Source organism: Nocardia sp. CNY236, from assembly GCF_000482385.1.
Taxonomy (GTDB): Bacteria; Actinomycetota; Actinomycetes; order Mycobacteriales; family Mycobacteriaceae; genus Nocardia.
The window spans coordinates 26003-39076 of the sequence record NZ_AXVD01000002.1; the positions used below are offsets into that span (position 1 = coordinate 26003).

Genomic DNA, 13074 nt, shown 5'->3' on the forward strand with positions numbered 1-13074 from the left:
TGGATTGCCCTGCCATGCGTGGTTCGCCGGGCTGGCAGACTTGTGCTGTGAGTGCACTGGCCCAGGCGGGCGAACCGGGAGAGCGAGGGTCGCTCCGGCCGATCGAGCTGGCCACCGGGGCGGTGCTCGGCGGGACGACCGTCGGGTTGGTGACCGTGGGGTCGGTGGTTCCCCTCGCCGCCGGACTGCAGATGATCGCCGCCGTCCCGATCGCACTCATCGCACACCGCTGTCGCTTCCGAGCGCTGGCCACCGCATCCCTGGCCGCGACCTTGGTCACGTTCGTCGCGGCCGGCGTGATGCCGGCGCTGGCGTTGGTCGCCACCGCGACGATGGGCGGGATCGTCGGCAGCGTGAAACGGCGCGGTGGCGGTATCGTCACGGTCTTCGCGCTCACCCTGGTCGCCGGGCTGGCGTGGGCTGCCGTCGCCATTGGCGCGCTCGCGGCACTGTCGACCACGCGCAACCTCGTCTTCGACAATATCCGCAACCTCTCGCGCGGCGTGCAGGAACTGGCCGCCCGGCAAGCACAGCTGGAGCCGCTCGGACGGATGGCAGCAGACCTCACCGACTCCGTGTTGCGCTGGTGGTGGGCGTGGATCGGCGGCAGCGTGGCGCTCGGCGTCGTCACCACCGGTGTGTTTTCCTGGTATGTGCTCGGCTCGGTGCTCGACCGGCTCGCGTGGCTGCCCGGCCGAGACCCACTCGACGCATCTCGCGACGATCGACCCGCCGGGCCATTGCCGGTCACGCTGCGTGGGGTCGGTTTCCGCTATCCCGGCGCGGCGCGCGCAGCCTTGCACGACATCGACCTGACCGTCGATGTCGGTGAATTCGTCGCGGTCGTCGGACACAACGGTTCGGGCAAATCGACTCTCACCCGGTTGCTCGCCGGAATGCCGCCCACCACGGGAACGATCCAGCGCCCCGGTTCGGCCGGGTTGGGGCGCGTCGGCGGTACGGCTGTGGTGTCGCAGCGACCGGAAAGCCAAACCTTGGGTGTGCTCGTCGCCGACGACGTGGTGTGGGGACTCCCGCCGACGGCTGCCGCCGAGGTCGACGTCGACCACCTGCTCCACGAGGTCGGACTCACCGGAATGGGCGCCGTGGAAACCGCGACCCTGTCCGGTGGCCAACAACAGCGGCTGGCGATTGCCGCGGCGCTGGCCCGGCGCCCAGCGCTGCTGATCGCGGACGAGGCGACCTCGATGATCGATCCGGACGGACGCCGCGAACTCGTGGCACTACTCGCAACACTGCCGAAACGGCGCCCGATGGCCGTGGTTCTGGTGACCCATCACGAAGCCGACGCCCAGGCCGCCGACCGCGTGGTCCACGTGGCCGGCGGCCGCGCCGTCGGGCGGCTACCCGCGTGGCCTCGCCCGACCCGTGATCCACGGCGGCGGCCGATGGGCGAACCGATCCTCGAACTACACGGCGTGAAACACACCTACAACCCCAGGACCCCGTGGGAAGCGCCCGCACTCCACGGCATCGATCTGTCCGTCCGGTGCGGCGAAGCGCTGCTCGTCGTCGGCGGGAACGGCTCGGGCAAGTCCACGCTCGCCTGGGTCATGGCAGGTCTGCTCCGACCGAGTTCGGGCCGCTGCGAGCTACGCGCAACACCGGTCGCCGAGCAGATCGGACGCGTCGCGCTGGCGTTTCAGCACTCGCGCCTGCAGCTGCAAAAACCGACGGTCGCCGCGGAGATCGCGGACTGGGGTGGTTACGCGACCGGGTCGGGCACGACCGGGCGCGCGCTGGACGACGTGGGCTTGGATCGGTCACTGGCTGCGCGCTCCATCGAAGAACTCAGCGGCGGGCAGGCCAAACGCGTGGTACTGGCTGCGCTCGTCGCCAGCCGTCCGCAGGTGGTCGTGCTCGATGAGCCACTTGCCGGACTGGACCCGAGGGGCCGTGCGGACATCGTGGACCTGCTGGCCCGGCTGCGGGACTCTGGCCTCACCTTGATCGTGATCTCACACGATATAGCGGATCTGGCGGCAGTATGCGATCGAACGGTGCGCCTGCAGTCCGGACGCATCGTGGCCCCCGAGTCCGGACCCGGGACGACACCCGTTCCGACGGGCCGTCGCGTATCGCGCGTGCCCGAACACGATGCGCGGCACATCGAGCACGGAGGCCATTGATGTCACGCCACCTGCACCGAATACCGAGAGGGCGCCGATGAGTGCCGTGCTCCTACGTCGAGTTCCCGTTGCCAGTCCGGTGCATCGTCTGTGGGCGGGCACCAAGCTGATCGGCGCATTCCTGATCAGCGTAGTGTTGATCTTCGTACCGTCCTGGCCGGTACTCGGTGTGATGGTCGCCTTCCTGGTCGTCGTCGGCGCCCTGGCCCGACTGCCGCTCGGCACGCTGCCCCGCCTGCCCTGGTGGTTCTGGGCGTTGTTCGTGGTCGGAGGTCTGACCACGGCGCCGGTCGGCGCCGACGCGATGCTGCGATATGCGCAGGTTACGGTGTTCGGCCTGATCCTGGTGGCTGCTTCGTTTCTCATTGCATGGACCACGCCGATGGGCGAGATCGCCCCTGCTCTGGCCACCTTGGGTAGGCCATTGCGCACATTCCGGGTTCCAGTCGACGAATGGGCCGTTGTAGTCGCCTTGACGCTGCGGGGGCTGCCACTACTCCTCGAGGAAATCCGGATCCTGCGCGCGGCCCGGCGTCTGCGTGGCCGAAACGGGGCATCGCGTCGCGCCATGGTCATGGATATCTCGACCGCGGTCATGGACATTCTCACCGCGGTCCTTGCGGTGGCCACCCGCCGCGCGGCAGAACTCGGCGAAGCGATCAGTGCTCGCGGGGGCACCGGGCAGCTCACTGCCCACCCCAGCTCTCCCGGGCGCCGTGACGCTTTGGCACTCGCTGCGGTCTGCACCATCTGCTTGGGCAGCGTCGGACTTCACCTGCTGCTCTGACCGAACCCGGCGCCCGAGCCCAGCCGCCGCTCACCCGAGTGTGGCGACGGCCGTCGAACTCAGGCCTCGCCGAGTCCGGCGCTGCAGCTCCCGTCCACCCTCAACGGGAGATTTCCGCCGAGTCACTGTGAAACTAGCTCATTTCGGCCCCAATTCTCCGAATTCACGCTACCTTTACCACTCGGATGTAGTCGTCCGTCAAGATCATGCCACGGACGTCCACGCCAGTGAGAGGGAAGAGAAGCCAGCGCTGCTGCTTGTCTTGCTCGACTTTTGATGAGGATTGGAAACCGAGAATGATTCTCCGGCACGTCGCCGCCGCTGTACTACCACTCGTCGCCACACTGACGGTGGGAGCTGGCGTGAGCCATGCGGATGCGCCCGAAACGGCGCCCCCGAACATCGAATACCGGGCCGAACTGATCGGCGATCGGATCGTGACGACTCTCAGCCATGGCACATTCGACGTGCGCGGCGACGTGGTCGACATCAGGGACGAGGCGGGCAACGTGGCACTGACGATGCCACTCACCTTCCGAGACAACGGGCTCGAGTTTCCCCTGCCGCACGCGGTGCGTGGCGAGGATCGAGTCCTCGAGTTGACTGCCGTGCGGGACGCATTGCGAGCACGGCAGGTCGCCTCGCCGTTGGAAAATCACAAAGCGATGGACGAATTCGAGACCCAGCTGAGTCTCGCCGTCGCGATCGGTGGATTCCTCGGCACCGTCGTCGGCGCACTCATCGGTCTGACCGGCGGCATCGCCGGTCTCGCCGCCGGCGCGGGTATCGGCACGGTCATCGGCACCATCATCGTCGGCGGCCCCACTCTGGTCATCGCCGGTTTCAACGTGATCAACACGCTGCTCGCCGCGCCGGGGACCACCAGGTGGCACAACAAGGACTGACCCCGCGCCGGCAAACCGGTCATGGGGCATGGTCTCTCGCCTGCGCGAGGGCCATGCCCCGCTCACCACCGACGGCGGCTGCGAATCGCTTTCTTGGCCGCCTTCTGCGCGGCGTCGACCTGGCCGCCATACTTGCCGCCGGTCTTCTTGTCGACTGCGTCGCCCGCCTTGTCGATCACGACGTCCAGCTTGTCGGCGTTCTTACGAGCCAGGCGCATCGCCTTGCCCGCCACGTTCTTGAAGTCCATCGCGCAGTCCTTGTTTCACACTGGGTATATCGGTGTATTCACCCTACCCACCGTCGAGCACCGAGGATGCCGTACCGAGCCACACCGGATGCCACAACCGGCCCGTACGAGTCCAATCCATGAATCGCACGGCGCCACCGAGTTTCGGCGTCACCCAGGTTACTTCCCGACGTTCGGATGCAGTGAGATCGTTGTGGAAGGGAGAACTCTCGCACTCGATCGCAGGCAGCCGCGAGGACAGGTCCGCAATATCCGCCGCAGTGAATCCGGCACCGACTCTTCCCAGATAGAACAATCGTCCATCGTGCAGAACACCGACCAGCACAGACTTGACGTTTCGCGCCGCGCTCCGTCGCCACCCACCGATCACCACCGCCTGTGTGCGCCAGTTGCGTTGCTTCACCCACGAATGCCCTCGCGTGCCGGGTAGATACACCGAATCCTTGCGTTTGGCGACCACTCCCTCCAGATGGTGCTCTCGGCTGTAGCGCAGCGCCTGAGCACCGGAGCCGGCCAGACATGGCGGCACCACCAGCGACGGAGCATGGGCAGCAAGCACCTCCAAGACGTGACGACGGTCGATATACCGTTTGCCCAACAACGAGATCCCATCCGCATACAGGACATCGAAGGCGACGAATACCGCCCGGCGCGAGTCGGCCTGCAACAAACCGAGGTTGGCAACGCCCCGATCATCGAAGACCACGGCCTCACCATCGAAGACCAGCCGATGCCCGGACAATTCTCGGGCCAACGCGGCCATCGCCGGGTAGCGTTCGGTCACCACATGTCCGGCCCGACTGCGCACCGTGAGCGCGCCGGAATCGACCTCCGCGAGCACCCGAAATCCATCCCATTTGGTCTCGAAGCACCAGTCGTCGGAGTCGAACTCGCCGATATCGCCGGCAGTGGCCAGCATTGGCGCGAGCCCTCGCGGTGGTGGCGTCCCGGTTCGCGGCTCGATGGTGCGACCGCCGGACTCCTGTGGCTCGGCGCCGAGTTCACCCATGGAAGCAACGGTGCTCGATGACCGCATTCGGTGCATCAACCAGTGATCACCGTCGGTCCGGATCAACGCGTACCGCCCAATGAGCCGGGTACCGTGGAAACGCACGACGACTTCACCGGCGTGCCACTTCTCGGTGGAATAGGTGCCGGAATCCCATGTGGTCACCTCACCCGCCCCGTATTCACCCCTGGGGATGACGCCGTGAAAATCGAGGTACTCCATGGGGTGGTCCTCGGTACGCACCGCGAGTCGGTTCTGTGTCGGCGACGTCGGCGGTCCCTTCGGCACGGCCCAGGACACCAGCACCCCGTCACGCTCGAGTCGCACGTCCCAATGCAGCCGCCGCGCCTCGTGTCGCTGAACGACGAAACGATCGTTCGTCCCTGGACGAGGAGATTCGGCGGGGACCGGCTCGGGCGTTCGCGCCGAATCGCGCATCGACCGGTACCGCGCCAACGCGTCGACACCCACCTGCGCCACAACCGAAGTACCGGACGCCCGGACGGGATCCAACTCGGCGAGTGGATCACCCGTGGATCGGAATCTGGCCACTACTTCGTCGAAACGGATTTGTCGCAGGGTCTTTCGAGCTTCTACCTCATTCCACGTGCGCGGCGCAGCGACATAGGGCTCTTGCCGGCCGCGGAGCGAATAGGGCGCTACGGTGGTCTTGGATGCGTTGTTCTGGCTCCAGTCGAGGAAGACCTTTCCACGACGGGCCGACTTCGCCATCACCGCGGTCACCAGATCGGGATGCAGCCGGGCCAGATTCGTGGCCACCTTCTTGGCCACGGCGGTGCAGCCGCCCGGGCCGAGATCGCGATCCAGCGGAACATAGAGATGAATCCCCTTGCTGCCGCTGGTGACCGGGAACACGCGTAGGCCGATACCCTCGACCATGTCCCGCACCGCGACCGCCACCTCGGCGCATTCGACAAGTCCGGCGCCGTCTCCCGGGTCGAGATCGAAGACCAACCGGGTAGCCGCCCCTCGGCGATCGCCCTCGAAACGCCATTGCGGTACATGCAGTTCCAGTGCAGCTTGCTGCGCGAGCCATACCAATGCAGCCTCGGACTCGATCAAGGGATAGACGACCTCGCGGCTGGAATGCATCACGCTCCGGCGTGCGATCCACGACGGCGCGTACCGCGGTAGATTCTTCTCGAAGAACGGTGTAGACGCGACCCCGTCGGGCCACCGTTTTCGAGTGACCGGTCGGCCGGCGACATGCGGGAGCATCGCCGGGGCGATCGCCGAATAGTAGGCGACGATATCACCCTTGGTGACACCTGCGACCGGATACAACACCTTGTCGAGATTGCTCAGCTCGACCTCGATGCCCATCGCCGTCGGTCCTTCCGATAGCCGATCAGCCGCAGCGGTTCAATCGACAGACTCCCACCATGCCTGGTCGGCAGGCGCGGCCATGACGTCCACACGCTGTCCCGGCATCGGCACTGCGACCGTGGTGCCGACCGCCCGCGCCGCGGTCGTCATCCGCTCGACCGGCTCGGACCAACGATGGAAGGCAAGGTTGAACGTCGCCCAGTGAATAGGCGCCAGCAACCCGTGCCCGGAATCACCGACGCACAGATCGGCGTGCGCGCGCACGGCCTCCTCGGGATTCATGTGCACATCCGGCCACCGCTCGTCGTAGGCACCGATCGGCAGCAGGGTCAGATCGAACGGACCGAGCGCCGCACCCACGTCGGCGAAGGCCTTGGTGTAGCCGGTGTCGCCGCCGAAGTAGACCCGGTGCGTCGGACCGACGATCGACCACGAAGCCCACAGGGTGGTATTTCGCTGAAGGCCCCGCCCGGAGAAATGCCGCGCCTCGGTGCAGGTGATCGCCAGATCCCTATTGCTCGAGGTGAGACCGAGGTCGCTGAGCGATACCGAACCACCCCAATCCAGTTCGATGATCCTGTCCTGCGGAACACCCCACCGTCGCAAGTGCGCGCCGATACCGATCGGAACGAGCAATGGGGCACGCTGTCGGGCGACGAGTTCGCACACGGTGTCTCGGTCCAAATGGTCGTAGTGGTCGTGGGAGATGATCACCGCATCGAGTACCGGCAGGTCGGACAATGGCTGTGGCACCCGATGCATTCGAGCCGGCCCGATCAGCGGCGAGGGCGAAACTCGTTCGCTCCACACCGGATCGGTGAGAATTCGGTAGCCATCGACCTCGATCAGCGTTGTGGCGTGGCCATACCAGGTCAGCGCGAGATCGGCGGCTGATCTGGGCACTCGAGGAGTCCGCACAGGAATGGTTCCGCGTGGCCGGCCGACGGTGCGGCGGGTCAGCAGCGAGAGCGCCAGCGACCCAGCCGAGCCAGCGACGATCTGACTGCTGGGCTCGCTATTGTGGAATCGGCGATCCCGATAGGTCGTCGCGCCTGCTGCGTACGGCGCAATCGCCGAGATGGGAGCGCCCAGAGCCGATGGGACGCCGCGCGCTGCGCGGACCATCCAACCGATGCCGAGTACGCTCGTCAACGCCGCAACGACACTCCGAATCGCCATCACCGCCCCACAAATTTCGCGACTCGTCTTTCCTGCCTGGCCAAACGGCCTTCTCGAGCGTCCTCGCTCAACCACGCCGCCTCCAAGGCGGCGCGCTGCTGGGCTGTCTCGGCATCGCGTGCACCCTCGTCGTTCAACACCAACTTCAAATGGCGCAGTGATAGCGGAGCCAGGGCCGCGATCTGCTGCGCCCAGGCCTGTGCCTCGGCGAGCCCGCCGATTCGACTCGCGAATCCGAAAGCATGGGCATCCTGAGCCGAGACCGATTCCACCCCCAACAACACAGCCCGAGCCGGCCCGCCACCGATGAGTGCGACCAGTCTACGCACCGTCCATCTGTCCACGGTGATCCCCAATCTCGCCGCCGGTATCGCGATGTATGCCTCCGGCGCAACCACCCGCAGATCGGAGGCGAGTGCCAATTGAACTCCGGCACCGATCGCGGGGCCGTTGACCGCCGAGAGCACGGGGCACGGCACCGATTCGATGGTTCGCAGCGTCTCCATCCAGCTCGACAAGAAGTCGTCCGAATGTACCCCGGACAGATCGGCGCCTGCGCTGAAGACCGGACCACGTCCGGTCAACACGATGACCCGCGCCCGATCGGCGACAGCGGCGAGGACGGCTTCCCGCAACAACGTCACGAGTTCCCGGTCGAGTGCGTTGCGGCGCTCCTCTCGTTGAAGTTCGATGGTGACCACGTCACCGTCGCGGCTGACACCGAGCATGCGACCTCCCCAAATGAACGTCCGTCTCGTTGTCTTCACTCTGCCACAGACGACCGCTCGCCCGCGGTGGGCGATACCATCATCGACTGTGTCGACCGATTTCCACATTATGGTGATCGGCGCTGGTCAGGCAGGGCTGTCGGCTGGTTATCACCTACAGCGGCTGGGGCTGCGCGCCGAGCGGGACTTTCTCCTCGTCGATCGTTACCCGCAGCCCGGCGGCGCATGGCAGTTCCGCTGGCCCTCGCTGACCCTGGAGACCGTCAACGCGGTGCACGACCTGCCCGGTATGTCGTTTACGGAAACACTGCCGTCCGGTGCACGCTCTGCCGCCGCAGCAGCCGCCGTTCCGCAGTACTACCGGGTATACGAAGAACGGTTCGGCCTCCGGGTACGACGACCGGTATCGGTCACGGTGGTCTGTGACCGCACCGAGAACGGAGCCCCAGCCCAACACGACGCGCGCCTGAACGCAGAAGTCGACGGCGGCGCAGACACGATTCGAGTACGCGGCCTGATCAACTGCACCGGGACCTGGGAACGCCCGTTCGTCCCGTCCTATCCCGGCGCGGAGACCTTCACTGGGCGCCAACTGCACACCCGGGACTATCACCGTGCCGAGCAGTTCACCGGAAAACATGTCGTCGTGGTCGGCGGCGGTCTATCGGCTGTGCAGCTGCTCGACGAGATTTCTCGAGTCACCACGACAACGTGGGTGACGAGAAAGCCACCGCGATTCCGCGAAGGCCCGTTCACCGCCGATGACGGGCGGGCGGCGGTGGCGATCGTGGAAGACCGGGTACGGCGTGGCCTGCCGCCGGGATCGGTCGTATCGGTCACCGGTCTCCCACTCGACGCCCGGTTGCGATCGGCCCGCGCGCGGGGCGCACTCGCACGGCTGCCCATGTTCGAGCGTATCGAGCCCGATGGCGTGCGCTGGGGCGACGGCTCCTTTCGACGCGCGGATGTGATCGTTTGGGCCACCGGCTTCCGCAGTGCACTCGATCACCTCGCACCGTTGCGGCTGCGTGAACCCGGCGGAGGGATCACCATGACCGGGCGTCTGGCCACCCGAGTGGCCGCCGACCCCCGCATCCACCTGGTCGGCTACGGTCCCTCATCGAGCACCATCGGCGCCAACCGCGCGGGGCGTGTCGCGGCCGTCGAACTCATGGAGCATCTCGGGCTACGCTGACGCGCACCGGGGCCGCTGGGCTCAATCGATCAGTCCCGCCGTGAACGTCTCCGGGTCCGGACCTACACGCACACCACTGTCCAGGGTGCCGATCGCATCCATCTGCTCCGGCGTGAGTTCGAAATCGAATACATCCAGGTTCGCCGCGATCCGCTCCGGTGTGGCCGACTTCGGGATGGCGACATTGCCCAGTTGAATGTGCCAGCGAAGGATGACTTGTGCCGGGGTGCGACCAACTGCGCCGGCCACTGTGGCGATGACCTCGTTGTCGAGGAAGGACCCCTTGGCCAGCGGACTCCATGCTTCGGTTGCGATTCCATGGGCGCTGTGGAACTCACGCAACTGCCGCTGCGCCAACCTGGGGTGCAACTCGATTTGGTTCACCACCGGTGTCTCTCCGGTTTCGGCAACGAGGCGCTGCAAATAGGCGACCGTGAAGTTCGAGACGCCGATCGATATGACCCGCCCTTGCGATTTCAGTGCCTGAAAGGCGCGGAAGGTTTCGACGTAGAGGTCGGCGGCCGCCACGGGCCAGTGGATCAGGAACAGGTCGACATAGTCCAATCCGAGTCGGGCGAGGCTGGCATCGAAAGCACGCATCGTGTTGTCGTAGCCTTGGTCGGCATTGAACAGCTTGGTCGTGACATGGACCTCTTCTCGAGGCAAATCGGATTCCCGGATCGCGCGACCTACGCCCGCTTCGTTCCCGTAGTCCACGGCGGTGTCGATACTGCGGTAGCCCGCAGCGAGCGCAGTGGTGACGACATCGACGATCTCGTCGCGGGAAATTTTGTAGACACCGAGACCGAGCTGCGGAATAGCCGTCCCGTCGTTCAGCGCCGTGGTCGGAACACGGCTGGTGACGCTACGGAAAGTCATATTTCGACGGTAAGAGCGCAGCGACGGGCCGTCAAACCCGAGTTCGGACGCGTCGGAATGCGGTAGGCCCACAATCGGAACATCGACCGATATGTCGCGCCGAGCACTATCACCCCTGGCCGGGCAGCCCGAGCCTGCGGTATCGCAGCTGCCGCTGCCGCAGCATCTCCGACTCGGGGCGAGCGCGCAGCATATGGAGTTCGCCGGCGAGCGCGGCGACCATCCGGCGAGCGAAATCATCCGGTTCATCCGCCGCATCCGGACATTCGGGCACAATACGGTCAACGATGCCGTCGGCAAGCAAATCGGCAGCGTTGATCCGTTGAGCCGCGGCGAGTTCGGGAGCATGGTCGGTGTCACGGAAGACGATCACACTGGCGCCCTCGGGCGGCAGCGGCGCCAACCATGCGTGCGTAGCCGCAAGAACTCGGTCGGCGGGCAGCAATGCCAATGCGCCGCCGCCGGTGCCCTGACCGATCAGCACCGACACCGTCGGAGTCGCCAGCGTAACCAGTTCCGCTATACAACGGGCGATTTCAGGTGCGAGCCCTCGTTCTTCCGCCTCTTTCGACAGTGCTGCGCCCACCGTGTCGATGACCGATACCAGCGGCAGATGCAATTGTTGGGCAAGCGCCATGCTGCGTCGTGCCTCACGCAGGGCGGCCGGGCCCATGGTGTTCTCGCCTCGTCGACCGCTACGGTCGTGGCCGAACACCACGCACGGCTGACCACGGAAGCGACCCAGGGCAAGCACGGTCGCGCGATCCGTCTCCCCTTGCCCGGTGCCGCTGAGCGCAACTCGTTGCGTCATATGACGCAGAAGATCACGAATTCCAGGCCGCTGGGGACGACGCGATTTCAGCACCGACTGCCACGCGGTGTCACCGTCGGACCGATTCGATTCGGCACGAGGATCCACGGGTCGCGCGATATCCTGGTGTGCTACAGCAGGATCGGGTAGCGGTATGCCGCTGAACACGCTCAGCGCGCGATGTGCGATACGTCGAAAGACAGGAATCGACAGCACACCGTCGATAACGCCACGATGGTATAGATTCTCGGCGGTCTGCACGCCTTCCGGAAACGATGTGCCGTACAGAGATTGGTAGACCCGGGGGCCGAGGAACCCGATGAGTGCACCGGGTTCGGCAAAGGTGATATGCCCCAGCGAACCCCACGAAGCGAACACGCCGCCCATCGTAGGGTCTCGCAAGTAGACCAGATATGGATGGCCGGCCGACTTGTGCACCGTGATCGCTCCGGCGATCTTCACCATCTGCACGAAGGCGATCGTGCCCTCCTGCATCCGGGTACCACCCGAGGTAGGCGAAGCGATCAGAGGCAAACCGAGTTCGGTGGCATGCTCCACCGCAGCGACGATCCGCTCGGCCGCCCCGACTCCGATGGAACCAGCCAAGAATCGAAACTCGCATGCGATCACGGCGACGCGACGCCCGCACAACGATCCTTCTCCGGTGAGTACCGATTCGTCGGTACCCGCCGTCTCGGCCGCCAGCCGCAATACCTCACGGTAACGACTGGCCGCGGCCACTGGAACCGGCGGCCGGTCCCAGCTGACGAACGAGTCCTTGTCGAGTAGTTGGTCCAGCAACTCTCGGGCCGAAGTCCGCACCGGGCCAGCCTATCCGCTTGGACCTGGTGTTTGCGCGGGCCACATGCGCACTCAGTATCCCTGCATGACCTTGCTCAACGCATACTCGGTGAGCGCCACCAACGCGTGTTTGGCCGGCTCTCGCCGCCGCGCATCGATGGACAAGATCGGCACATCTGCGGGGACGGCCAGCGCCTGCCGGATGTCCTCGACCGGATAACGGGGCGCATCGTCGAATTCGTTGAGTGCGACCAGGAACGGCAGGTTCCGCGCTTCGAAGTAGTCGACCGCGGCAAAGCTGTCTTCGAGTCTGCGAGTATCGACCAACACCACGGCGCCGATGGCACCGCGGATCAGATCGTCCCACATGAACCAGAATCGATACTGGCCCGGCGTGCCGAACAGGTACAGCACCAGGTCGCTCGCGAGGCTGATCCGACCGAAGTCCATCGCCACCGTGGTGGTCGACTTCATCGGAATACCGGTCAGATTGTCGATTCCAGTACTGGCATTGGTCACCAACGCCTCGGTGCGTAGCGGAACGATCTCCGAAACAGCACCGACCAATGTGGTCTTCCCGACACCGAAGCCACCCGCCACCACAATCTTCGCCGATGTCGGCTTGGTGGAGCGAGTGTCGACCTGCGTCGTCGAATCAAATACGCCGGAGTCCACTGAGAACCCTTTCGATCAGCTCGCGACGTTCATCGTCGCTGGAATCGTCTTTCAAAGTCGCCGACACACGTACGTGCCCTGCTGCGATCAGGTCGGCCACCAGCACGCGCGCTACTCCGATGGGGACACTCAGTCGGGCGGCGATCTCGGCAACGGAGGGCGATTCTCTGCACAACTCCACGATCGATGTCTCGATGTCGGTCAGTTCGAACTGCTGCTCCAAGGCAACCGGATGCGATGCGACCAGGGCCTCCAACGCCAACTCGACCGCGGGCCTGGTGCGACCCGCGGTCAACGAATACGGACGGACGAGACTCGGCTCGCCACTCCCCACGCGGTGATCTTCTATGTCCATCCCAC

Annotated in this window: 12 protein-coding genes; 4 read left to right on the plus strand and 8 right to left on the minus strand. The window is 65.5% G+C overall.

Features of this window, described 5'->3' with window-relative positions:
- Nucleotides 1–14: 14 nt before the first annotated feature.
- The 3 genes from K940_RS26640 to K940_RS0101925 all read left to right on the plus strand — a co-directional run bounded on the left by K940_RS26640 (nt 15) and on the right by K940_RS0101925 (nt 3842).
- Entirely contained in the window at nt 15–2150 is a 2136-nt protein-coding gene (locus tag K940_RS26640; protein ID WP_081706099.1) for an ABC transporter ATP-binding protein, read from the plus strand.
- A 37-nt stretch (nt 2151–2187) separates the two neighbouring features.
- Complete coding sequence (locus K940_RS0101920; RefSeq protein ID WP_028476122.1) at nt 2188–2937, plus strand: energy-coupling factor transporter transmembrane protein EcfT; 750 nt, start codon at nt 2188–2190, stop codon at nt 2935–2937.
- A 362-nt stretch (nt 2938–3299) separates the two neighbouring features.
- Nucleotides 3300–3842, plus strand: a complete 543-nt coding sequence (locus K940_RS0101925) for an ammonium transporter (protein ID WP_231390216.1) — start codon at nt 3300–3302, stop codon at nt 3840–3842.
- Nucleotides 3843–3904: 62 nt separating this feature from the next.
- Here the strand turns inward: K940_RS0101925 and K940_RS26645 are convergent, their stop codons facing one another.
- Genes K940_RS26645 through K940_RS0101945 form a run of 4 tightly spaced genes read right to left on the minus strand, consistent with a single transcriptional unit; the run spans nt 3905 to nt 8353 of the window.
- Complete coding sequence (locus tag K940_RS26645) at nt 3905–4090, minus strand: antitoxin (protein ID WP_036527258.1); 186 nt, start codon at nt 4088–4090, stop codon at nt 3905–3907.
- 43 nt (nt 4091–4133) lie between these two features.
- Complete coding sequence (locus K940_RS0101935) at nt 4134–6443, minus strand: ATP-dependent DNA ligase (protein WP_028476124.1); 2310 nt, start codon at nt 6441–6443, stop codon at nt 4134–4136.
- A gap of 39 nt (nt 6444–6482) precedes the next feature.
- The gene (locus K940_RS0101940) at nt 6483–7625 is read right to left on the minus strand and encodes an MBL fold metallo-hydrolase (RefSeq protein ID WP_036527260.1); all 1143 of its coding nucleotides are present in this window, start codon (nt 7623–7625) and stop codon (nt 6483–6485) included.
- Nucleotides 7625–8353, minus strand: a complete 729-nt coding sequence (locus tag K940_RS0101945) for an enoyl-CoA hydratase (protein ID WP_028476126.1) — start codon at nt 8351–8353, stop codon at nt 7625–7627. The genes K940_RS0101940 and K940_RS0101945 overlap by 1 nt, the downstream gene beginning before the upstream one ends.
- 88 nt (nt 8354–8441) lie before the next feature.
- On the opposite strand from K940_RS0101945, the gene K940_RS0101950 reads away from it, so the two are divergent.
- A complete protein-coding gene (locus tag K940_RS0101950) occupies nt 8442–9548 on the plus strand; it encodes an NAD(P)-binding domain-containing protein (protein ID WP_028476127.1) in 1107 nt (368 codons plus the stop codon).
- Nucleotides 9549–9569: 21 nt separating this feature from the next.
- Here the strand turns inward: K940_RS0101950 and K940_RS0101955 are convergent, their stop codons facing one another.
- The 4 genes from K940_RS0101955 to K940_RS0101970 all read right to left on the minus strand — a co-directional run bounded on the left by K940_RS0101955 (nt 9570) and on the right by K940_RS0101970 (nt 13069).
- Entirely contained in the window at nt 9570–10427 is an 858-nt protein-coding gene (locus K940_RS0101955) for an aldo/keto reductase (protein WP_028476128.1), read from the minus strand.
- A gap of 109 nt (nt 10428–10536) precedes the next feature.
- Complete coding sequence (locus K940_RS0101960) at nt 10537–12060, minus strand: carboxyl transferase domain-containing protein (RefSeq protein ID WP_028476129.1); 1524 nt, start codon at nt 12058–12060, stop codon at nt 10537–10539.
- Between the two features lie 51 nt (nt 12061–12111).
- Entirely contained in the window at nt 12112–12714 is a 603-nt protein-coding gene (locus K940_RS0101965; RefSeq protein ID WP_196812076.1) for an ATP/GTP-binding protein, read from the minus strand.
- On the minus strand, nt 12695–13069 hold the full coding sequence (locus K940_RS0101970) for a DUF742 domain-containing protein (RefSeq protein WP_028476131.1): 375 nt from the start codon (nt 13067–13069) through the stop codon (nt 12695–12697). Before K940_RS0101970 ends, K940_RS0101965 begins: the two co-directional genes overlap by 20 nt.
- Nucleotides 13070–13074 lie beyond the last annotated feature (5 nt).